Below are 22,742 nucleotides of genomic sequence, written 5' to 3' on the forward strand. Positions count from 1 at the left end.
ATGGCCGAGAAGATCATGGATGTGCTGGGCGAACGCGTGCTCGAACTCGGGCCCAAGCCCGACCCCGGCCGGCCCTATCACGATTTCCGCCTGACCCGCGATGCCGACGGCGTCGCCTGGCTGCTGTTCGATCGCGCCGATTCCAGCGCCAACACGCTGTCGGCCGAGGTGATCGAAGGGCTCGACCGCGTGCTGGCGGAATTGGAGACCAATCGCCCGACCGGACTCGTCATCCGTTCCGCGAAGACGTCCGGCTTCATCGCGGGCGCCGACGTCAACGAATTCCGCGCCGCCGCCGATCCCAAGCAGGTCGAGACCGCGATCGGCCGCGCACATGCGGTGATCGACCGGCTGGAAGCACTGCGCATTCCGACGGTGGCGGTGATCCACGGTTTTTGTCTGGGTGGCGGCCTTGAAGTGGCGCTGGCCTGCCAGATGCGCATCGCCATCTCCGATGCACGCTTCGGCTTCCCCGAGGTGATGCTGGGCCTGCATCCCGGCCTCGGCGGTACCGCGCGTTTCACCGGGCTCGTCAATCCCATGCAGGCGATGACGCTGATGCTGACGGGTCGCACCATCGACGCGCGACGGGCGAAGTCGCTCGGCCTGGTCGATGCCGTCTGCGAGGAGCGCCACGTCCGCAATGCCGTCAAGGACGCAATGTCGGGCAAGCTCAAGCGCGCCAAGAAGAGCCCGCTGGTGACCTTGCTCAATCTCGGTCCCGTGCGCCGCCTGCTTGCGGGCCGCATGCGCGCCGAGGCGGAAAAGGCCGCACCCCATGAGCACTATCCCGCACCCGATGCGCTGATCGATCTCTGGGAGCGCTACGGCGGCGACAAGGCCACGATGCTGGCGGCGGAGAAGACGTCGTTCGCCTATCTGATGGTGACGCCGGCCGCGCAGAACCTGATCCGCGTCTTCTTCCTGCGCGAGCAGATGAAGAAGCTTGCGGGAAGCGGCAACCGGATCGAACATGTCCACGTCATCGGCGCCGGCGCCATGGGCGGCGACATCGCCGCCTGGTGCGCCGGGCAGGATTTGCGCGTCACGCTCGCCGACATGAAGGCTGAGCCGATCGCAGGTGCGATGAAGCGCGCCGCCGATCTCTTCGGCAAGATTTTGCGCAAGCGCACCGCCTCGCGCGATGCGCTCGATCGCCTGATCCCGGACATGGTGGGTGAGGGCGTGCGCGGCGCCGATCTCATCATCGAGGCGGTACCGGAGAAGCTCGAGCTCAAGCAAAAGGTCTATGCCTCGATCGAGCCCAAGATGAAGCCCGGCGCGATCCTCGCGACCAACACCTCCAGCATCCCGCTGCAGGATCTGCGCACAACGCTGCAAAGGCCGGAACGTTTGCTCGGCCTGCACTTCTTCAATCCGGTGTCGCGGCTGCAACTCGTCGAGGTCGTCAGCCATGACGGCACCGATGCGCAACTGCACAAGCAGGCGCTGGCCTTTGTCGGCGCCATCGACCGCCTGCCGCTGCCGGTGAAGAGCTCGCCGGGCTTTCTCGTCAACCGTGCGCTGACGCCCTACATGCTGGAAGCCATGGTGATGCTGGACGAGGGGATCGCCCAGACCGTCATCGATGCGGCGGCGAAAAAGTTCGGCATGCCGATGGGCCCGATCGAGCTCGCCGACCAGGTCGGCCTCGACATCTGCCTCGACGTCGGTGACATGCTGCGCTCGAAGTTCGGCGACGCGCTACCGCCGACGCCGGCATGGCTGCGCGAGAAGGTCGCGCGCGGCGAACTCGGCCGCAAGACCGGCAAGGGCTTCTACGCCTGGAAGGATGGCAAGCCCGAAGCGCCGCTGGGCTCGCAACCGCAAGGGGAGGCGCTGCAGCCGGCCGAGCCGACGCCGGAGATGATCGACCGCCTGGTGTTGCCGATGTCGAACGTCTGCGTCGCCTGCCTGCGCGAAGGCATCGTCGACAATGCCGACATCGTGGACGGCGCCATGATCTTCGGCACCGGCTATGCACCGTTCCGCGGCGGGCCGTTGAACTACGCGCGCACCCGCGGGCCTGAAAACGTCGCCGGCACCCTGCGCGCTCTGGCGCAGAAGTTCGGCGGCCGCTTTGCGCCCGATCCGGGCTGGGAGACGTTCAAGTGACGGAAACGCATGTTCACGCCCCGCCAAGCGACGAGATAGGGCCGCGCGGCGACCTGTGCACGCGGACGCTGGCCATGCCGGCCGACACCAACGCCAATGGCGACATTTTTGGTGGCTGGCTGCTCAGCCAGATGGATATCGCCGGTGGCGTTGCCGCCTCGAAAGTCGCGAAATCCCGTACGGTCACGGTCAGCATCGACGCGATGAATTTCCGCAAGCCGGTCTATGTCGGCGATCTCGTTTCCGTGCACGCCAACCTGGTCCGGGTCGGCCGCACCTCGATGACCATCCATCTCGAGGCCTGGGTGGTGCGCCGCAAGGAGACCCAGCCGATCCTGGTGACCGACGGCAATTTCACCTACGTCGCGATCGACGAGCAGGGCCGCCCGCAACCGATCCAACGAAATGAGCCGCTGACCGCGTGATGCGGTGGCAGCGGCTCTCTTTCAGTTCAGAATTCGTAGGATGGGTTGAGCGTCAGCGAAACCCATCGAGTCCTATTGCGGCAAAGATGATGGGTTTCGCTTCGCTCAACCCATCCTACATTTCTCAGATGCAACGCCGGCGGTAGCCGTAGCGATCGATGAACGTGCCGTCGCGGGGATCGAAGGTCGGCGAGCGCGTGCAGGGCGGGCCATAGACTTCGCGGCTGTAGTAGCGCTGCGGCGGCGGACCGGCGCAATAGGCGGGATCGACCAGCACATAGGCGCCGTCGGAGCGCGGCAGGTAGCAGCCGTTGTTGTAGTAGTAATAGCCGCCCGGCCGGGGGTCGCCCTGGGCCGCCACGGCCGCGCCGGTGCCCGCGCCGAGCACTGCACCGATCGCCGCTCCGCGGCCGCCGCCGATCGCGCCGCCGAGGATCGCGCCGGCCGCACCGCCAAAGATGGCGCCGCCAAGCGCGTCCTGCGCCGCCGCCTGCCTGGGCGGAATCAGGGTCGCCAGCGCAAGCAACGCTATGAGAGCCAATCTGGTCATTCTCTGTTTCTCCGGTGGGATAAGGCTTCCTACCACGATTCGCAGGTTCGACCGGTTAAGGTCAAGCCCCGGGCGGGGCCCGGTTTGATGCCAAAACCATCAATTTTGCGTTGTTTTCGCTGGCTGCCGGATGAGCCGCGGCGTACCGGGTCCCCCGCCTGCGCAGGGGACGACGGCCGGGTTTGTCAGAGCTTCGTTGCCGCGCGCGACAACAGCTTCCAGTCACTGCCCTGCTTCTGCCAGTTCATCAGGATGTGCAGGTTCTGTGGAGTCTTCTTGCCGTCGGTGAATTCCTGCTCGCCGACGAAGGTGAAGCGGACGATCGCGTTCGGCCCGACGACCTTGATCGTCGGATCCTTGTACTCGAGCATCGTCCATTTGTAGTTGGCCTTGGCGATGCCGTCGAGCAGCGACGCCTTGGTATCGATCTTGGCGTTGGAGTGGCTGTAGCTGAGTTCTTCCGCACAGAGCGGACCGATCGGATCGGCCTTGCCGGCGGCTTGCGCTGCGCGGAAGGTTTCGAGGTTTTTTGCGATGGCGTCTTCATCCGCGCCGGCGAAGGCTGGCAGCGCGGTCAGCAGTCCAAGCGCGAGTGCGGGCAAGGCGAGCTGGCGGCGATCGAGTTGCATGGTTTCCTCCCTTGTCGTCGTGAAGGTTTGTTGTTCGAACAGTTTCTCAGCCGCATTTCGCTTTGTCGAGCAGGGCAGCCCGGCCGGCATGAAATGATTTCAAATCATTTTTGCGGCTGCGAACCCAACAATGCGTCTTAACCAGGATTGCGGTTTCGTCAGGTCCGCGGCCCGCGCCATGCATCTGCCGCGTTGACCGCGCCTGCGAACCGCCGCACCATGACCTCCCTTGCCGGAAGGATTGGCCGTGGCCGGACTGTCGCATCGCCAGACTGAAATCCTCAACATCGCCCGCGCCTTCGGACGGGTGATGGTGGAAGACCTCGCCCGGCGCTTCGAGGTGTCGGCGCAGACCATCCGGAAAGATCTCAACGATCTCTGCGACCAGCGCTCGCTGACCCGCATCCATGGCGGCGCGATCATCGCCTCCGGCGTCGAAAACCTCGCCTACGAGGCGCGCCGCTTCGTCGCCGCCGAGGAGAAAAAGGCGATCGGCGCTGCGGCGGCGGCGCGCATCCCCAACGGCTGCTCGCTGTTCATCAACATCGGCACCACGACGGAAGAGGTCGCGGCCGCGCTGACCTCGCATGAGGACCTGCTCGTCATCACCAACAACCTCAATGTCGCGATGCTGCTCTACCGCCATCCGCGCATCGAGGTGATCGTGGCGGGAGGCGCGGTGCGCCGCGCCGACGGTGCCGTGGTCGGTTCCACCGCCACACAGCTGATCGGCCAGTTCAAGGTCGACTACGCCATCATCGGCGCGTCCGCGATCGACGAGGAGGGCGCGTTGCTCGACTTCGACTATCGCGAGGTGCAGGCGGCGCAGGCGATCATCGCCAACGCCCGCAGCGTCATGCTGGTTGCCGACTCGACAAAGCTGCGCCGCAGCGCCGCGGTTCGCATCGCGCATCTCTCGCAGATCCAGACCTTTGTGACGGATTCGCCGCTGCCCGCCGGACTCGCCAGCATCTGCCATCACCGCGGCATCGAGGTGGTCGTCGCGATGGACAAGCCCGTCGCCGACCTCGACGAGACCGAATCCGAGCCCGCGCCGCCGGCACTGCGCAGCGTGTAGCGCATAGCTCTCCTCGACTTTCCCGACGCGTCATCACCCGCGAAAGCGGGTGATCCAGTATTCCAGGGGCGCCCGTGGTCGACCGAGAAGCCGCGGCGTACTGGATGCCCCGCTTTCGCGGGGCACGACAGGGAGAACGACGTGGCCTCATGGTTCGCCAGGCGATGCGAAGTCTCGCCCGGAGACGCGCGTGCCGCGCTCCTCGCCATGAGGGTCTAGAAACCCCGAACCGCCATCAGACCCTGATCCTGAGGAGTGCGCTTTTCGCGCGCGTCTCGAAGGATGAAGGCTCCAATTCCAACTTTCGCTTGCTTTCGCTTTTCGTTGTGCTGTAATCGAAAACGAAAGTGAAATCGCCGAAGCGAAGAAGGCGATTGCCGGGGAAGCGTTCGTTGGATCGGGTGTACGACCTCGCCATTATCGGAGGCGGAGTGAATGGCTGCGGCATCGCGCGCGACGCCGCCGGCCGCGGCAACTCTGTTTTCCTTTGTGAAATGAATGACTTGGCGAGCGGGACGTCGTCCTGGTCGACCAAGCTCGTGCATGGCGGGCTGCGCTATCTCGAATATTACGAGTTCCGCCTGGTCCGCGAAGCCCTGATCGAGCGCGAAATCCTGTGGGCGATCGCGCCCCACATTATCCGCCCCCTGCGTTTCGTTTTGCCGCACCACGCTGGATTGCGCCCGGCCTGGCTGCTCCGCCTCGGGTTGTTCCTCTACGACCATATCGGCGGCCGCCATTTGCTGCCGCCGACCCGTTCGGTGGACCTTGCGACCGATGCCGTCGGCAAGCCGCTGATATCAGGCCGTTACAAAAAGGCTTTTGAATATTCCGACTGCTTCGTCGACGACGCGCGCCTCGTTGCTCTGAACGCGCGCGACGCCGCCGACCGCGGCGCCGACATCCGCACCCGTTCGCGCGCGGTCGAGATCAGGCAGGCCGATGGCATCTGGCAGCTCACGGTGGAGGACACTCTGAACGGCGGCCGCTCTACCATCCACGCCCGCGCGCTGATCAATGCCGGCGGCCCATGGGTGGAGCAGGTGCTCTCCGCCGGCGCCGGGGTCAACGCGAAGGCAAAGGTTCGGTTGGTGCAGGGCTCGCACATCGTGGTGCGTCAGCTCTACGCCCATGACCGCGCCTACATGTTCCAGAACGCCGATGGCCGCATCGTCTTCGTCATCCCCTACCAGGACGACTTCACGCTGATCGGCACCACCGACCGCGACTATGACGGCGATCCCGCCGACGTGAAGGCGACCGCGGAAGAGATCGAATATCTCTGCAGCTCCGTCAGCGAATATCTGGCGAAACAGGTGAAGCCCTCGGACGTCGTCTGGTCCTATGCCGGCGTGCGGCCGCTCTATGACGATGGCGCCAGCGAAGCCAAGGCCGCCACCCGCGATTACGTGTTCGAGCTCGACACGCCCGGCGGCGCGCCGCTGCTGTCGATCTATGGCGGCAAGATCACGACCTATCGCCGCCTAGCCGAAGAGGCGCTGGAGCGGCTCGCGCCGTATCTGAACAGCGCCAAGGCCAAGGAAGGCTGGACCGCGACGGCGCCATTGCCCGGCGGCGACATGGATGTCTCCGCCGTGGTGGCTCTGACAGCGGAACTGATGCGCGAACATCCGTTCCTGGCGCATGCGCATGCCAACCGGCTCGCCCATGCCTACGGCACCCGTGCGAGGAAATTGCTCGGCGCCGCGAAATCGATGTCCGATCTTGGCCAATGTTTTGGCGATACCCTCACCGAGGCCGAGGTGCGGTATCTGATGGCCAATGAATGGGCCGTGAGCGCCGAGGACGTGGTGTGGCGCCGCTCCAAGCTGGGCCTGCGGCTGACATCGGCGGAAATCTCCGCCCTCGACAGCTGGATGGCGGCGCATCGCGCCGCGAGCGAGCGTCCGTTGCGCGAAGCGGGAGGGCGGACATGAGCGTCACGCTCGACCATGTTACCCGCACCGTCGATGGCGTTGCCACCATTCGCGACGTCTCGCTGACGCTGGAGCGCGGCACACTCAGCGTCCTGCTCGGACCGACGCTGTCGGGCAAGACCTCGATCATGCGGCTGCTCGCCGGCCTCGACAAGCCGGCTTCCGGCCGGGTGCTGGTCGACGGCAAGGACGTCACCGGAGTCGACGTGCGCCAGCGCTCGGTTGCGATGGTGTACCAGCAGTTCATCAACTATCCCTCGCTCACCGTCTACGAGAACATCGCCTCGCCCTTGCGCGTGCAGGGCCGGCCGAGGGAAGAGATCGATCGCCGCGTGCAGGAAGCGGCAAGACTCCTCAAGCTCGAGCCTTTCATGAGCCGCACGCCGCTGCAGCTGTCCGGCGGCCAGCAGCAGCGCACCGCGATTGCGCGCGCGCTGGTGAAGGGCGCCGATCTCGTGCTGCTCGACGAGCCGCTCGCCAATCTCGACTACAAGCTGCGCGAGGAGCTCCGCGCCGAGCTGCCGCGCATCTTCGAGGCCTCGGGTGCGATCTTCGTCTATGCCACGACCGAACCGTCGGAGGCGCTGCTGCTCGGCGGCAACACGCTGTGCATGTGGCAAGGCGAGGTGTTGCAGCACGGCGAGACGCCAAAGGTCTATCGCCACCCCGACACGCTGCGGGTGGCGCAGGTGTTCTCCGACCCGCCGCTCAACATCATCGGCATCGAGAAGAAGAACGGCTCCGTGCAGTATGCCGGCGGCATCAATGCGCCGGCGACCGGCCTTTACGCCGATCTTGGCGACGGCGCCTATCGCGTCGGCTTCCGCGCCCATCAGCTCGAAGTCGCCAACGGCGTCGCGGGCCGCCACGCTTTTTCCGCGACCGTGACGGTGACCGAGATCACGGGCTCGGAGAGCTTTGTGCATCTGCATCGCGACTCCCAGAATTGGGTCGCGGTGCTGCACGGCGTGCACGAATACGAGCCCGGTGAGAGGCTGGACGCGGCGCTCGATCCGAATAACGTTTTTGTCTTCGACGCGGCGGACCGTCTGGTCGCCGCTCCGAAAAGCTCATGAGGGAGATGCGAGATGGCCCGCATTGACCTCGTCGACCTCGCGCACTCCTATAGCGGCAACGACGCGCCGCCGGAGTCCTTTGCGCTGAAGCCGGTCACCATGACCTGGCGGCAGGGCGGGGCCTATGCACTGCTCGGCCCCTCCGGCTGCGGTAAGACCACGCTGCTCAATCTCATTTCCGGCATCGTCACGCCCTCGCGCGGAAAGATCCTGTTCGACGGCACCGACATCACACAGGCCTCGACCCAGAAGCGCAACATCGCCCAGGTGTTCCAGTTCCCCGTCATCTACGACACCATGACGGTCGGCGAGAACCTGGCATTTCCGCTGAAGAACCGCGGTGTGCCGCCAGCCGAGATCGCGGTGCGGGTGAAGCAGATCGCCGACCTGCTCGACCTCACACCCTACCTCAATCGCAAGGCGACGCGGCTGACGGCGGACGCCAAGCAGAAGATCTCGCTCGGCCGCGGCCTGGTTCGCTCCGACGTCGCCGCCGTGCTGTTCGATGAGCCGCTCACGGTGATCGATCCCGAATTGAAGTGGCAGCTGCGCTCGAAACTGAAGGCGCTGCACCGCGAGCTCGATCTCACCATGATCTACGTCACCCACGACCAGACCGAGGCGCTGACCTTCGCCGACACCGTGGTGGTCATGCATGACGGCCGCGTCGTGCAGAGCGGCACGCCGGCCGAGCTGTTCGACAAGCCCGCCCATACCTTCGTCGGCTATTTCATCGGCTCGCCGGGCATGAACATCGTGCCCGCAGTGGTCGGCGCCCGCGAGGCGCGGATCGACGGTCATACTATCGCGCTGAAGCGGACCTACAGCGGCCTTCCGGCGGGCGCGAAGATCGAGATCGGGGTACGCCCCGAATTCGTCGACATAGCCGCACCCCTGCCGGGGCTGCTCTCCGCCAGGCTCGAGCGCATCGACGATCTCGGCCGCATCCGCTTCGCGCGGGTTCGCGTCGGCGATGCGAAGTTCGCCGCGCGCGTGCCGCCGGGTTTTTCGCCCCAGGGCGACGTTGCGGGGCTCGTGTTCGATCCCGCTCATGTCCATGTCTACGCCGACAGTCTCCTGGTCGAAGGGGCCGCCTGATGGAAAAGACGGTCAACCAGAAGGCCTGGTTCCTGGTGCTGCCGGTGTTCCTGATCGTGGCGTTCTCCGCGGTCCTGCCGCTGATGACGGTGGTGAACTATTCGGTGCAGGACACCTTCGGCAACAACCAGTTCTTCTGGAACGGCGTCGGCTGGTTCAAGGAATTGCTTGACCCCCATACCGACCTCGGCGAGCGCTTCCTCGCCTCGATCGGGCGCAATCTGTTGTTCTCCGCCATCATCCTCGCCATCGAGGTGCCGCTCGGCATCGTGGTGGCGCTGTCGATGCCGCGCCATGGCTGGCAGGTCGCCGCCTGTCTCGTCATCCTCGCGCTGCCGCTGCTCATTCCGTTCAACGTGGTCGGCACCATCTGGCAGATATTCGGCCGGCCCGACATTGGCCTCCTCGGCTACGTCCTGAACAGGATCGGCTTCAACTACAATTACGTTTCCAACGATCTCGACGCCTGGTTCACCGTGATCGTGATGGACGTCTGGCACTGGACCAGCCTGGTCGCGCTGCTCTGCTATGCCGGCCTGAAATCGATCCCCGATGCCTATTACCAGGCGGCGCAGATCGACGGCGCCTCGCGCTGGGCCGTGTTCAAGGCGATCCAGCTGCCGAAGATGAACCGCGTGCTGCTGATCGCAGTGCTGCTGCGCTTCATGGACTCCTTCATGATCTACACCGAGCCCTTCGTCGTCACCGGCGGCGGCCCCGGCAATTCCACCACCTTCGTTTCCATCGAGCTCGTCAAGATCGCGCTCGGCCAGTTCGACCTCGGCAAGGCCGCCGCGCTCTCGCTGGTCTACAACATCATCATCCTGATCGTCTGCTGGGTGTTCTACACCGTGATGACCAATGCCGGCGCCGAGCGGCCCACGCAGAAGGAGGGCGTCGCATGAACACGATTCCCGGCCGCCGCATCATCATGACGGTCTTCCTGATCTTCCTGCTGTTGCCGATCTATTGGCTCGTCAACATGAGCTTCAAGACCAACAACGAGATCGTCACCAGCATGCATCTGTGGCCGTACCAGCCGACGATCGAGAACTACAAGCGCATCTTCACCGACGAGAGCTGGTACTCCGGCTACCTCAACTCGCTGAAATACGTCATCATCAACACGATCATCTCGATCTCGGTCGCGCTGCCCGCGGCCTACGCGTTCTCGCGCTACCGCTTCCTCGGCGACAAGCATTTGTTCTTCTGGCTGCTGTCGAACCGCATGGCTCCGGCGGCGGTATTCGCGCTGCCGTTCTTCAACCTCTACTCGGCGATCAACCTGTTCGATACGCCCTGGGCGGTGGCGCTGGCGCACTGCATCTTCAATGTGCCGCTCGCGGTGTGGATCCTCGAGGGCTTCGTCTCCAGCGTGCCGCGCGAGATCGACGAGACCGCCTTCCTCGACGGCTACTCCTTCCCGCGCTTCTTCGTGAAGATCCTGATCCCGCTGATCGCGAGCGGCATCGGCGTCGCCGCGTTCTTCTGCTTCATGTTCTCCTGGGTCGAACTGCTGCTCGCGCGCACGCTCACCTCGGTGGCCGCCAAGCCGATCTCGGCCACCATGACCCGCACGGTTTCCGCCGCCGGCGTCGACTGGGGCCTGCTGGCGGCTGCCGGCGTGCTCACCATCATCCCCGGCGCGCTCGTCATCTGGTTCGTCCGCAACTACATCGCGCGCGGCTTCGCGCTCGGACGGGTGTGATCATGGAACACATTGCATGGATGGCCTGGACGTTGCCTACCGCGATCTTCTTCGCGGCGCTGGCCTCGACCCTGGGCGTCATGACCTGGCTTGCGGTCGCTTATCCGGAAGCGGAGCGCGTAGGCGTCCTGCGCATCCCGACCACGCGCGGCGACCGCCTTTTCATCTCGCTGGTTCTCGCTGCCGTCATTCACCTGCTTTGGATTGCTTTCGTCGGGACCGATCCGATCGCCAGTTTGCCGATCGGGGAGGGCGTGGAGATCACGAGCCTCTGGCTCGCAACACTGATTTCGTTTGGCGCGGCCGTTGCGATCTTTCGCACCGTCTGAGCCAGGCGAGAAGGGGCTGATCCGGGGTCAACCCGGACTTGAGGACGAGCATGATGCGGAAAAGTGGATACGGGATTTCCGGCAAGATCATGCTCAACACGAAAGAGTTTCTGTCGCTTTCAACGGAGGAACCAAAATGCGACACTTGAGGAGAAAGAAAGACAGTCTGTTGGTCAGGACCAGCGCGGCAGCGCTGTTTGCGACCACCATGACCATCGCCGTGCCCGCTTTCGCGGACGACGCCACCATCCAGAAATGGATCGACAGCGAGTTCCAGCCTTCGACCTTGTCCAAGGCCGATCAGCTGAAGGAGCTGCAGTGGTTCGAAAAGGCCGCCGCACCCTTCAAGGGCATGGAAATCAACATCGTGTCGGAAACCATCGCGACACATGAATACGAGTCCAAGACGCTGGCCAAGGCCTTCACCGAAATCACCGGGATCAAGCTCAAGCACGACCTGATCCAGGAAGGCGACGTGGTCGAGAAGTTGCAGACCCAGATGCAGTCCGGCAAGAACGTCTATGACGGCTGGATCAACGACTCCGACCTGATCGGCACGCATTCGCGCTATAATCAAACGGTGATCCTGTCGGACTACATGGCCGGCGAGGGCAAGGACGTCACCAATCCCGGGCTCGACGTCAACGACTTCATCGGCAAGTCCTTTACCACGGGTCCGGACGGCAAGCTTTACCAGCTGCCCGACCAGCAGTTCGCGAACCTCTATTGGTTCCGCTACGACTGGTTCTCCAATCCGGAGTACAAGGCCAAGTTCAAGGCCAAGTATGGCTACGATCTCGGCGTGCCCGTGAACTGGTCGGCCTATGAAGACATCGCTGAGTTCTTCACCAACGACATCAAGGAGATCAACGGCGTCAAGGTCTATGGCCACATGGACTATGGCAAGAAGGATCCCTCGCTCGGCTGGCGGTTCACCGACGCCTGGCTGTCGATGGCCGGCAACGGCGACAAGGGCATCCCGAACGGCAAGCCCGTCGACGAATGGGGCATCCGCATGGAAGGCTGCCGTCCGGTCGGCTCCTCGGTCGAGCGCGGCGGCGACACCAACGGTCCTGCGGCGGTCTACTCGATCACCAAGTACCTCGAATGGATGAAGAAGTATGCCCCGCCGCAGTCGCAGGGCATGACCTTCTCCGAAGCAGGTCCGGTGCCGGCGCAAGGCGCGATCGCCCAGCAGATCTTCTGGTACACCGCCTTCACCGCCGACATGGTGAAGCCCGGTATCCCGGTCGTGAACGCGGACGGCACGCCGAAGTGGCGTATGGCTCCGTCGCCGCACGGCTCGTACTGGAAGGAAGGCATGAAGCTCGGCTACCAGGACGCAGGCTCCGCGACGCTCCTGAAGTCGACCCCGCCTGACCGCCGCAAGGCGGCCTGGCTCTATCTGCAGTTCATCGTCTCCAAGTCGGTGTCGCTGAAGAAGAGCCATGTCGGTCTCACCTTCGTGCGTGAGTCCGATATCTGGGACAAGTCGTTCACCGAGCGCGCGCCGAAGCTCGGCGGCCTGATCGAGTTCTACCGCTCGCCCGCGCGCGTGCAGTGGACCCCGACCGGCAACAACGTGCCTGACTATCCGAAGCTGGCCCAGCTGTGGTGGCAGAACATCGGCGATGCGTCATCCGGTGCGAAGACGCCACAGGCGGCGATGGATGCGCTCGCGGCAGCCCAGGACTCGGTGCTCGAGCGTCTTGAGAAGTCCGGCGTGCAGGGCGCTTGCGGTCCGAAGCTGAACAAGAAGGAGACCGCCGAGTTCTGGTTCGCCAAGGCCCAGAAGGACGGCACCATCGCGCCGGCCCGCAAGCTCGCCAACGAGAAGCCGAAGGGCGAGACGGTGGACTACGACGCGCTGATCAAGTCGTGGCCCGCCACCCCGCCGAAGCGGGCGGAGGTGAAGTGACCGGTCTTGTCGTCGCCCGGCGAAAGCGCGAAGCGCGTCTTTGCTCTGAAGACCGGGCGACCCAGTACACCGCGGCGTCTCGGATCTGTCGCTGACGGCTGTGTTTACTGGATGCCCCGGTTAAGCCGGAGCATGACAAGGAGAGCAAAGTCAAAGGCCGGGAGCGATCCCGGCCTTTTTCTTTCGTCATCGGGAAGCGCCGTCGACCCGGATATCGTGCTTCGACAGGAAGCCGGAAAGGAGTTCCGTAACCGCGCGATGGCCGGCCGGCGTCCAGTGCGAACCGAAATCGCTGGCGTAGGCTTCAGCGCCATCGAAAGCGACGAACGGAATTTGCCTGCCACTCAGGTGCTGCATCAGCCTCTCGTCGCTCCTTTGCAGGCCGACCAGTAGTCGTGCACCGCGGGCCGCCACGAAGTCGCGTATCCCATCGACGAGTTGTTCGGTTGGATCGGCCACCACCACTCGCGGATAGCGGATTTCGACATAGGCCGCCACGGCGGTGCGGGCGAGCCAGAGATTCCGCACCAGCCAGCTGTTGCTGACATGGTTCTGCAGCGACCAAGGCACCGGCTGGCCGCGCAGCGTCAAACCGTTGTCGGAGGGCACGTAGAGCGGCTTGCGGTATCCGTCGTAGCGGATGTTGGTCTGGTTGTCGGCCCGGTCGTTGTCGGTGCAGAAGACCAGCACCACGATGTCGGGCTTCACGGTCGGCCATATCCGCTGCAGCAGCAGATATTCCTGATCGGTGCCGAACCCGGAAACGCCGGCATTGACGAGTTGATAGTTTGAAAGCCGGTCCTTCAGCAGATCGGTAAATCGTTCGCCGGCTTCTGCATCGACTCCCCAGACAAAGGAGTCGCCGAGAAACAGCAGCACCGGGCGGCCGTCACGCTGGAATTCGATATCGCGAAAGCCGAGGCGATTGTGCAGGGCGTGGATCGTGCGGGCATTGGTAACGGTTGAACTGGAAGCCGGTACCGGCGCCCAGCCGAGTTCCGCATCATGTCGATAGACCAGGGACCGCTCGCTCTTGCCTGCCCGCAACGCGCGAAAATCGGCGACGCGGAGGATGACCTCGAGGACAGCCAGTGTCACCAGGGTCGACAGAAGCACGGCAAACGCGGACCGGGTTATCTCGCGCAGCCTTCCAGGCCTGATCGAACGTTGCATCTTGCCACCCGGGCAGCGGACCTTGGTTGCGTGGTGGTCAGCCGCGTCCGGGCGAAACTGGCATAGACGGGGATAGTGCGCAAATCAGCGCGCCGACAAGGGCGAAAGGCCGGGAGCGATCCCGGCCTTTTTTCCCGCTGTCATTCCGGGGCGAGCGAAGCGAGAGCTATGGGGCGCAATTGCGCACCTGAGAATCCACACTCGCGATGGTGGTTATGGATTCCGGGCTCGCGCCAATTGGCGCGCCCCGGAATGACGATGGTGATGGTCGCTCGCGCTACTCCGCCGCTTCCGTCGCTGCCAGCGTCGGATAGTCCGTGTAGCCCTTCGCACCGCCGCCGTAGAACGTCGCCTTGTCCGGCGCGTTCAGCGGCGCGCCCTTCTTCAGGCGCTCGACGAGGTCGGGGTTGGAGATGAAGGGCTTGCCGAACGCGATCAGGTCGGCTGCATTCGCATCCAGCACCTTGTTCGCCAGCGCGAGGTCGTAGCCGTTGTTGGCGACGTAGGCCTGCTTGAAGCGCTTGCGCAAGCTGGCGTAGTCGAACGGCGCATTGTCGCGCGGCCCGCCGGTCGCGCCTTCGATGACGTGGATATAGGTCAGCTTGAGTGCATTGAGGTGATCGACGATGTAGTCGAACAGCGGCTGCGGATTGGAATCCGACACGTCATTGGCCGGCGTCACCGGCGAGATGCGGATACCGGTGCGCTCCGGGCCTGCCACCGCCGCGACCGCCTTCGAGACTTCCAGCATCAGCTTCGCGCGGTTCTCGATCGATCCGCCGTAAGCATCCGTGCGCTTGTTGGTGCCGTCCTTGGCGAACTGGTCGAGCAGGTAGCCGTTGGCGCCATGGATCTCGATGCCGTCGAAGCCGGCGGCGATCGCATTCTCTGCGCCGCGCTTGAAGTCGTCGATAATCCCCGGGATTTCGGAAAGCTCCAGCGCGCGCGGCTCGGAAATGTCGGTGAAGGTGCCGTTGACGAAGGTCTTGCCCTTGGCGCGGATCGCCGACGGCGCGACCGGCTTGCCGCCGCCGGGCTGCAGCGAGTCGTGCGAGATGCGGCCGACATGCCAGATCTGGACGAAGATGCGCCCGCCGCGCTCATGCACGCGGTCCGTAACCTTGCGCCAGCCCGCGACCTGTTCCTTCGAGTAGATGCCGGGCGTGTCCTGATAGCCCTGGCCCTGTTGCGACACCTGGCTCGCTTCGGTGATCAGCAGGCCGGCGGAGGCGCGCTGTCCGTAATAGTCGACCGCAAGCGGGCTCGGCACCATGCCGGGCGGCACCGCGCGGTTGCGCGTCAGCGGCGCCATGACGACGCGGTTGGGCAGCGTGATCGGGCCGAGCTTGAAGGGCTCGAAGAGTTTGGACTGGCTCATTTCGGGGCTTTCGGGAAGTGGAAGATGGGGGAGAGTTGGGCATCGCGGCAAATTGCGCAAGCGGCCAGCCATTCGCGTGGCGCATCCTACCCCCGCACGATCCCGCCCATGTGGCCGGCGTCGAGCATCAGCGTGTGGCCGTTGACGTAGGAAGATTCGTTCGAGATCAGGAACAGCGCAGCATAGGCGACCTCCCAGCCGGTGCCCTGGCGGCCGAAAGGCACCGTAATGGCGCGGTCGGGCCGGCGGCGGCTGGCGTCGCGGCCCATCGGGCTGTCGATGAAGCCGGGCGCGATCACATTGCAGCGAACGCCGTTTTCCTCGCCCGCGCGCGCGATCGCACGGCCGAGCGCGATCTGCGCCGCCTTGGAGGATTCATAGGCCGGGTTGCGGCCATTGGCGCGCTGGCTCGCCATCGACGAGGTCAGCACAATAGCGCCGCCCGGCGCCATCATGGTCAGCGCCTTCTGCGCGAATAGCATGTGGCTGCGCACGTTGACGGCGTAATCGCGGTCCCAGGCTTCCGCCGTCATCCTGGCCAGCGGCAGCCCGCAGGAAATCCCGACATTGAGCGCGAGCCCGTCGAGCCCGCCGAGCTTCTGCACACAGCGTTCCACCGCAGGCGCGATCGCCGCGGCGTCGGAAACGTCGACGACTTCCGTGAACGCCTTGCCGCCTTCGGATGTGATCTGCGCCACCGTATTTTCGGCCGCCTCCTTGCTGATGTCGATGCAGGCGACATACGCGCCTTCGCGCGCAAACAGCACGCTCATCGCCCGGCCGTTGCCGATCGGCGGATCCTCGTCGACGATCTTGCGCTGCCCCGCGCCGACCACGATGATTTTCCGCCCCGCCAGTCGCCCGCGGCCGGATGCGAGCCCGAGCGACTCCGCATGGAGCGAAGCGGACGGATCGATCTGCTTCGGCGCTTGCGTGGTGGTGGACATGGCGTGCTCCCGTGCTGATTGTTCTTTTCGTCATTCCGGGATGGTGCGCAAGCACCAGACCCGGAATCTCGAGATTCCGGGTTCTCGCCTTGCGAGCCCCGGAATGACGGCTTCGCCGTCACCGCACCCCGAGAAAATCCCGCTTGCCGATCTCGACGCCGTTGTGGCGCAGGATGCCGTGGGCGATGGCAGCGTGGAAATAGAAATTCGGCAACGCAAACGCCGAGAGGAATTGCTGGCCCTTCAGCGTCATCTGGTTGGTGGGGCCGACCGGGAAGGTGACGTCGTGGCTGTCGGCACCGTCGAACTGCGCCGGCTTGAACGCCTTCACATAGTCCATGGTCTTTGCGATGCGCTGGCGCAATTCCTCAAAACTCTTCTCGGTATCGGCCGTGACCGGGACTTCGCTGCCGGTGAGCCGCGCGCAGCTCTTGGCCGCGAAATCGCACGTGGTCTGGATCTGCCGGGTGAATGGAAACATGTCCGGATAGAGCCGCGCTGACAGCAGCACCTCCGGCTGGATGTTCTTCGCCTTGCAGTGCGCCTCGGCCTTGCCGAGGATGGCGTCAAGCGCGCCGAGGATCTGCAGGAAAGCGGGCACGGTGGCGTCGTAAAAGGACATGGGGAAGCTCTTTTCGTGAGGTGGAAATTCCGGAAGGGCGCGATCGGCCTTGCTCGACATGGGGCGGCGTGCAGTGAAATACAACGCTTGCTGCAGCGCGGGGGGATGTGAAAATTCGCCGTCATTCCGGGGCGCCGCGCAGCGGCGAGCCCGGAATCCATACGCCGGGACGGTCGTTGTTCGCGTGACTGGTTGACGGCTTCACCGCGCCTGCGGCATCACCGCGCCGGCGGGCTGCGCCTGCGCGCCGGGGCCGCGCATGCGCGCCAGCAACTCCGCAGTCGGCCAGGAATCCGCCGGCAGTCCGTATTTCTGCTGCATCGCCTTGACCGCGACGCGGCTCTGCTGGCCGAGCACGCCGTCGACCTTGCCGACGTTGAAGCCCGCGCGCACCAGGAGTTGCTGCAATTCCTTGATCTCGGCAAACTGCAGTTGCGCCACCGGCTGCGCGGGCTGGCGCATCGGCGGCGCGCCCGCGATGCGGGTGGCGAGATAGCCCGCGGTGGTCGCGTAGATCAGCGAGTTGTTCCACTCGGTGTAGGCCGCGAAATTGGGATAGGCCATGAACGCCGGCCCGGTGCGTCCCATCGGCAGCAGCACCGACGCCGGCAGGTCGTCGTTCGGCAGCGGCTTGCCGTCGGGATAGGTCACGCCCCACGCCGCCCATTTCGAGCGCGGGTGCTTGGTCGAGAGGTCGGTCTGCTCCCACGGCAAATTCGGCGGTACCCGGATTTCCTGCAGCCAGGGCTCGCCGCGCCGCCATTTCAGTCCGGTCGCGATGTAGTTCGCGGTCGAGCCGATCACGTCCGGCGCGCTGCGCAGCAGGTTGCGATGGCCGTCGCCGTCATAGTCCACGGCATAGTTGAAATAATGCGTCGGCAAAAATTGCGTCTGGCCGAGCTCACCGGCCCACGAGCCGATCATCTCCGATGGAGAGAGATCGCCGCGCTCGATGATCTTCAGCGCCGCGATGGTCTCCTTCTCGAACATTTCCGAGCGGCGGCAGTCATAGGCCAGCGACACCAGCGAGGGCAGCGTCGGCAGATTGCCCATGTTGGCGCCGAAATCGCTCTCCAGTCCCCAGAACGCGGCGATTACGGCCGGCGGCACGCCATATTCCTTCTCGGCGCGCGAAAACGCCGCCGCATGGGTCTGGATGCGCTGCTGGCCCTGCTGCATGCGATAGGGCGCGGCCATGCGGCCGGCGAACTGCGTGAAGATCTGACCGAACACGCGCTGGCCGCGATCGCGGTTGACGATGCCCTGGTCGTAGACGAGATAGGGCGCAGTCGCCGCCAGTGTCCGCTGCGATACGCCTTCGCCCGCTGCACGCTGCTTGAGGTCGGCGAGAAACTTGTCGAACGACGCGCCGCCATGGCACGCCGCCGCGCGCGGCGAGGGCGCGCTCGCCACGGGGCGCGGCGCCTGCGGGGCGCCGGGCGCGGGCGCCGTCGCCGCAGGCCTTGGCGCTACAGGCTTTGGCGCGGCCGGCGCAGGCCTCGGTTGCGGTTGTTGCTGAAATTGCGCGGACGCGGCGGTGGAAAGCAGCAGCGTTGCCGCCACCGCCGTCAGTCTCAATCCGCGTGCAATTGTCGGCATCGCTGTCCCCGCTGGCCCGAAGGAGTCAGCCGATTTGTATCTGATTCTTACCTCGCCCTGCTTGCGGGGAGAGGTCGCCGCGCGCTTGCGCGGCGGGTAAGGGGGACCCTCCGCGAGTCCCCGTGCTGAGACAGCCCTCACCCCAACCCTCTCCCCGCGAAGAGCGGGGCGAGGGAGGAGAAATATTCGCCGTGGTTTGTCACTGCGCCCCGACCGCGGCGGCAGCAGATGCCGCAGCCGGTGCATCGGCCTTCGCGGTGGCCTGGCCCGGCGCGGGCGCCTGTTCCTGCTTTGCCATGGCAGGCGCGGATGTGCCGGTGCCGAAGCGGACGCGGTACACGCCGAGATTCTCGATCACGCGCTGCACATAGTTGCGCGTCTCGGAGAAGGGGATGCGCTCCACCCAATCGACCGCATCGACATTGGGGTCGCGCGGATCGCCGCGCAGCTTGATCCAGTCGCGCACGCGGCCGCGGCCGGCATTGTAGCCGGCAAAGGTCATCACCAGCGAACCCTTGTATTCCGTCAGCAACGCCGACAGCTCGCCCGCGCCCATCTGGGTGTTGTAGACGGGATCCTTGCGCATCTTCGTCCAGTCGTATTTGACGCCGAACCGCTTGGCGGTGTCCTTGCCGGCTTCCGGCGTCACCTGCATCAGCCCGACGGCGTCGGCGTGGGAATGGTCGCGCTGGTCGAACGCGCTCTCGGTGCGCGCCACCGAATAGATCATGCCGTGCTCGATCGCAGGCTCCCACTGCGTGTGCGGGGGAATGCCGACAGTGGGGAAGGCGTAATGCTCCATGGCGAAGCCGCGGCCGAGCGCGTTCTTGCCGAGCTGCAGCATGGCGACCGCGTCCTCGCGTGCGTAGGTGAGCTCGCCCAGCGCCGCCATCACGGCCTCGTCGCGGCACTCCTCGCCGAGATCGTGCGCAAAAGCCTTCACCATGTCCTTCTCGCCGACGGCATAGAGCATCTCGGCGGCGCGCACGCGCTCGTCGGAGCTTGCGGCGGCGACCGTGTCGGGCTGCGGCATGCGCAGCGCCGATGTCTCGATGCCGATCTTGGCGCGCGACAGCTGCCCGTAATAGGCCGTCGGATATTTCGCCGAGACCTCGTAGTACGCGCGCGCCGCACGCGCATCGCCCGCCGCTTCCGCCGCGCGCGCCCGCCAGTAATTGGCGCGCGCCAGCGTGATCGGATTGAAAAGGCCCTTGTCGATGTCGGCGAAATGCTTCTGCGCGGTTGCGGGATCGTTTAGATAACGCAGCGCAATCCAGCCCGGCATGAAGGCGTAGTCGGCGCGGTAGGCTTCCAGCCCCGGCCTCGCAGCGTCCTTCACCACGTCGTAGGCCAGCTGGAGTTCGCCCATGTCGAGCAGCTTGCGCGAGATGGTGCGGCGGTCGCGCCACCATTCGTCGGTGTCCTGCTGCGCCATGGTCTCGGGCGCCGCCGCCACGATCAGTTTCGCGGCCTCGACGATCTTGTCCTTCTTCATCGCCCATTTGACGCGGCAGAGCACATAGCCGAGATCGCCGCGCGCGGCTTCCGGCACGTCGTTGAGCTTGCCGAGCGCCTTGTCGGCGTTTCCATTCACCGCGGCGCAGGCCTTCACGATCGCGACGTCATCGTCGCCGAGCCGCTTGGCGGCGCGCATCGCGGCGGAAATCTCCTTGGCGCCGATCCGCTTGTTCATGCGGGCACGATGATCCTCGCGCGCGAGCAGCTCCCTGAATTCCTCGTACGCCACCTCCTCGGTGGCTTCGCCCAGCTCCTCCGCACGCCAGGCCGCCTTCACTTCGCGCGAGGCGGCGAGCCGGTCGCCCTCGGCGAGCAGGGCGCGCGCCAGCGCGAAGCGGCCCTTGGCGCTGAGCGGCGCCTTGTCGGCAAAGAACGCGCGGATGGTGGCGGCATCCGCCTTCTCCTGCCACAGCCGCGCTTCCGCGCGGCGGCGCATCAGCGCGTGGCTCGGCCACGCCGGATTGCCGGCAATGAAGGCCGCGTAGCGGGCAAAGCGCGCCTGCGTCTCGGAGTGGCGCAGGATGAACCATTCGGCGAGCTTCCGGCCCGCGGGATCCTCGATCGTTCCGGCGGCTTCGGTGGCGTCGTCCGTCTCGCCATCGCGCGCGAGATCGATCACCTTCTTCACGATGGCAAGGTCGCCGGTCAGCGGCGGCGTTGACGGCTTCTGCTCGTCCTCGTCGTCATCCTCGTCGGCGGCCGGCTTCTTGCCGCGCTTGGCCTTGGCCGCGTGCTTGGCCGGCTTGCCCTTGCGATGCGCGGTCTTCTTGGCCGCGGCCTTCTTGCCGGAGGCGGTGTGCGCAGGCTTGGCGCTTTGCTTCGCCGAAGATTTTGCCTCGGGCTTCTTGGCTTCCTGCTTCTTCGCCGGCTGCACCACGCGCTGCTTCGCATTGGTGGCGGCGCTTGCGGCTGTCGCCGGTACGACGAGCCAGCAGGCTGCGCAGAGCGCGATCAGGGCAAAGATGTTCAGGAGTCGCTTCGCGTGGGTCTTTGCCATACGCTGCCTTGAAATGAAGGAAGTGGGCTCGGGTTCCGCTATGCGGCGTGCCCTGCTTTAGCATGGTGCGGACTGATTTGTCCGCGGCAAAGTCCCCGCAAAATCACCGGTTCCAACGCAAAATCGCCGCAATGTCGTTTCGCGCCGCGGGCCGGCAAACGTTAACTTTCGTCGCGGCCGCGGCAAGCCCCGGTATCCCGCAGCGGCAGTCCTGCCGCGACGCCTCGCCGCAGCCATTCGCGCGCGGGCCGTGGCAAAGCCGCAACCTGATCGCGAGTGGGTCCGCATCGCGGCGATCGCGCACAGTCGCGTCGCATTTTCGTCAGCGCGACGCAAAATCGCCTTGCGCGCGCGAAAGGCCCGCCACGCACGGGTCCTTTCGCCGACGCCTTCGCCTGTTGATTTGCCGGGCGGCGGGAGCACGCCTCATCTCCCTCCCGTGCGCGCGCGCTTTGCGCGTTGCGTCGACGTCCACACGAGGCGGTTTACTCTGGGAGTATCAGAATGGCGCGTTACTCACTGCTTGAACAGTTGCTGCGAAGCGATTCGGGGTTTGCGGATTTCCTGGCCTCGCTCACCGGCGGCTCTTCCGGCCACGACCATCTCAACGGCACCGCCGGCGGCAACTTCCTGTTCGCCGGCGCCAGCGCCGATTCCATCGCCGGCATGGCGGGCAACGACACGCTCAATGGCGGCAGCGGCGACGACAAGGTCTGGGGCGGCTCCGGCAATGACAGCCTCGCCGGCGGCACCGGCGCCGATCTGCTGGTCGGCGGCTTCGGCGCCGACCGCATGGACGGCGGCAACGGCAACGACGTGCTGCTGTCGCGCTCCGACGCCGGCGAGATGGTGGCGGCGCAGGACGGCAAGACGCAGATCTTCGCCGCCGAGACCGCGGCCTTCACGGCGAAGAACGACACCATGACCGGCGGCCGCGGCGCCGATACCTTCCGCTTCGAAGGCATGGTCAACGCCAAGGACGAGATCGTCGCCAAGCACGTCGACGCCGACGGCACCGTGGACTGGGTCGGCGTCACCGGCGAGAACAACGCCGTGCACGACCACTGGGTCGACGGCTTCGGCAGCGACGTCATCACCGACTTCCACCGCAGGGAAGGCGACAAGATCGAGATTTCGGCGCACACCGCCGAGGTCAAGTCGATCAAGCATGTCGACGCCAACGGCGACGGCCGTGCCGACTACAGCCTGATCACCGTCATCAGCCAGCAGGGCAATGCCGGCGCGCATGACGAGGATCTGCTCGGCACCATCAAGGTGTACGGCGACCTGGTGAAGGCGAGCGACATCGCCGTCACTCAGACCGTCTACGGCGCCTATGAGAAGGTCGGCGAGCTCGGCGCCGGCGTGCATTTCGAGATCGAGGACGACGGTGTGCTGCCCAATGGCGGCACCGACGCCGGCCACCACAACGCGGCCACCGCGGCGATGGCCAACATGGCGATCACCAGCCACTGACGGCTGCCCGGACCGGGCCGCGTTCGTGCGGCCCGGACATGCGGTAGGATGGGTGGAGCGAAGCGAAACCCATCGCGCCTGCGGCACCATGATGGGTATCGCTTCGCTCCACCCATCCTACGCCCCCTTGGCCCGCCGAAGCCTTGGCGAAGGCGGCGGCCATGACGAA

The 22,742-nt window shown here is 65.3% G+C and carries 18 protein-coding genes and 1 pseudogene; 11 read left to right on the forward strand and 8 right to left on the reverse strand.

The window, feature by feature from the left end; genetic code table 11:
• On the forward strand, positions 1–2,115 hold the full coding sequence (locus HZB49_RS17815; protein WP_291613654.1) for a 3-hydroxyacyl-CoA dehydrogenase NAD-binding domain-containing protein: 2,115 nt from the start codon (positions 1–3) through the stop codon (positions 2,113–2,115).
• Positions 2,112–2,540 carry an acyl-CoA thioesterase gene (locus tag HZB49_RS17820; RefSeq protein WP_291613656.1) on the forward strand — a complete coding sequence of 143 codons (429 nt, stop codon included), beginning with the start codon at positions 2,112–2,114 and terminating at the stop codon, positions 2,538–2,540. The genes HZB49_RS17815 and HZB49_RS17820 overlap by 4 nt, the downstream gene beginning before the upstream one ends.
• 253 nt (positions 2,541–2,793) lie before the next feature.
• On the opposite strand, the pseudogene HZB49_RS17825 reads toward HZB49_RS17820, so the two are convergent.
• A pseudogene (locus HZB49_RS17825) lies at positions 2,794–3,090 on the reverse strand (hypothetical protein); the annotation flags it as partial.
• Between the two features lie 185 nt (positions 3,091–3,275).
• The gene (locus HZB49_RS17830; protein ID WP_291613658.1) at positions 3,276–3,719 is read right to left on the reverse strand and encodes a nuclear transport factor 2 family protein; all 444 of its coding nucleotides are present in this window, start codon (positions 3,717–3,719) and stop codon (positions 3,276–3,278) included.
• Between the two features lie 247 nt (positions 3,720–3,966).
• On the opposite strand from HZB49_RS17830, the gene HZB49_RS17835 reads away from it, so the two are divergent.
• The 8 genes from HZB49_RS17835 to HZB49_RS17870 all read left to right on the forward strand — a co-directional run bounded on the left by HZB49_RS17835 (position 3,967) and on the right by HZB49_RS17870 (position 12,863).
• A complete protein-coding gene (locus HZB49_RS17835) occupies positions 3,967–4,797 on the forward strand; it encodes a DeoR/GlpR family DNA-binding transcription regulator (RefSeq protein WP_291613660.1) in 831 nt (276 codons plus the stop codon).
• A gap of 392 nt (positions 4,798–5,189) precedes the next feature.
• Positions 5,190–6,734: a glycerol-3-phosphate dehydrogenase gene (gene glpD, locus HZB49_RS17840; protein ID WP_291613662.1), complete on the forward strand. Its 1,545-nt coding sequence runs from the start codon at positions 5,190–5,192 to the stop codon at positions 6,732–6,734.
• A complete protein-coding gene (locus HZB49_RS17845) occupies positions 6,731–7,810 on the forward strand; it encodes an ABC transporter ATP-binding protein (protein WP_291613664.1) in 1,080 nt (359 codons plus the stop codon). The genes glpD and HZB49_RS17845 overlap by 4 nt, the downstream gene beginning before the upstream one ends.
• 12 nt (positions 7,811–7,822) lie before the next feature.
• Positions 7,823–8,908, forward strand: a complete 1,086-nt coding sequence (locus HZB49_RS17850) for an ABC transporter ATP-binding protein (protein WP_291613666.1) — start codon at positions 7,823–7,825, stop codon at positions 8,906–8,908.
• Complete coding sequence (locus tag HZB49_RS17855; RefSeq protein ID WP_291613668.1) at positions 8,908–9,813, forward strand: sugar ABC transporter permease; 906 nt, start codon at positions 8,908–8,910, stop codon at positions 9,811–9,813. The genes HZB49_RS17850 and HZB49_RS17855 overlap by 1 nt, the downstream gene beginning before the upstream one ends.
• On the forward strand, positions 9,810–10,616 hold the full coding sequence (locus tag HZB49_RS17860) for a carbohydrate ABC transporter permease (RefSeq protein WP_291613671.1): 807 nt from the start codon (positions 9,810–9,812) through the stop codon (positions 10,614–10,616). The genes HZB49_RS17855 and HZB49_RS17860 overlap by 4 nt, the downstream gene beginning before the upstream one ends.
• A gap of 2 nt (positions 10,617–10,618) precedes the next feature.
• The gene (locus tag HZB49_RS17865; RefSeq protein ID WP_291613673.1) at positions 10,619–10,945 is read left to right on the forward strand and encodes a DUF2160 domain-containing protein; all 327 of its coding nucleotides are present in this window, start codon (positions 10,619–10,621) and stop codon (positions 10,943–10,945) included.
• 136 nt (positions 10,946–11,081) lie between these two features.
• Positions 11,082–12,863: an ABC transporter substrate-binding protein gene (locus HZB49_RS17870; RefSeq protein WP_291613675.1), complete on the forward strand. Its 1,782-nt coding sequence runs from the start codon at positions 11,082–11,084 to the stop codon at positions 12,861–12,863.
• 186 nt (positions 12,864–13,049) lie between these two features.
• On the opposite strand, the gene HZB49_RS17875 is transcribed toward HZB49_RS17870, so the two are convergent.
• The 6 genes from HZB49_RS17875 to HZB49_RS17900 all read right to left on the reverse strand — a co-directional run bounded on the left by HZB49_RS17875 (position 13,050) and on the right by HZB49_RS17900 (position 21,097).
• Positions 13,050–14,036 carry an SGNH/GDSL hydrolase family protein gene (locus tag HZB49_RS17875; protein ID WP_291613678.1) on the reverse strand — a complete coding sequence of 329 codons (987 nt, stop codon included), beginning with the start codon at positions 14,034–14,036 and terminating at the stop codon, positions 13,050–13,052.
• 277 nt (positions 14,037–14,313) lie between these two features.
• Positions 14,314–15,414: an alkene reductase gene (locus HZB49_RS17880; RefSeq protein WP_291613680.1), complete on the reverse strand. Its 1,101-nt coding sequence runs from the start codon at positions 15,412–15,414 to the stop codon at positions 14,314–14,316.
• An 86-nt stretch (positions 15,415–15,500) separates the two neighbouring features.
• Positions 15,501–16,361 (reverse strand): SDR family oxidoreductase, encoded by an 861-nt coding sequence (locus HZB49_RS17885; protein WP_291613682.1) that lies wholly within the window; start codon positions 16,359–16,361, stop codon positions 15,501–15,503.
• 118 nt (positions 16,362–16,479) lie between these two features.
• Entirely contained in the window at positions 16,480–16,983 is a 504-nt protein-coding gene (locus HZB49_RS17890) for a DUF1993 domain-containing protein (RefSeq protein WP_291613684.1), read from the reverse strand.
• A 201-nt stretch (positions 16,984–17,184) separates the two neighbouring features.
• A complete protein-coding gene (locus HZB49_RS17895; protein WP_291613685.1) occupies positions 17,185–18,582 on the reverse strand; it encodes a lytic murein transglycosylase in 1,398 nt (465 codons plus the stop codon).
• Between the two features lie 199 nt (positions 18,583–18,781).
• Positions 18,782–21,097, reverse strand: coding sequence for a lytic transglycosylase domain-containing protein (locus HZB49_RS17900; protein WP_291613687.1), 2,316 nt, complete (start codon positions 21,095–21,097; stop codon positions 18,782–18,784).
• Positions 21,098–21,601: 504 nt separating this feature from the next.
• Here HZB49_RS17900 and HZB49_RS17905 point away from each other — a divergent pair.
• On the forward strand, positions 21,602–22,573 hold the full coding sequence (locus HZB49_RS17905) for a calcium-binding protein (protein ID WP_291613689.1): 972 nt from the start codon (positions 21,602–21,604) through the stop codon (positions 22,571–22,573).
• The last annotated feature ends 169 nt before the right edge of the window (positions 22,574–22,742 follow it).

The sequence above is a fragment of the Bradyrhizobium sp. genome (assembly GCF_016219575.1).
In the GTDB taxonomy this organism is placed as follows: Bacteria; Pseudomonadota; Alphaproteobacteria; order Rhizobiales; family Xanthobacteraceae; genus Bradyrhizobium.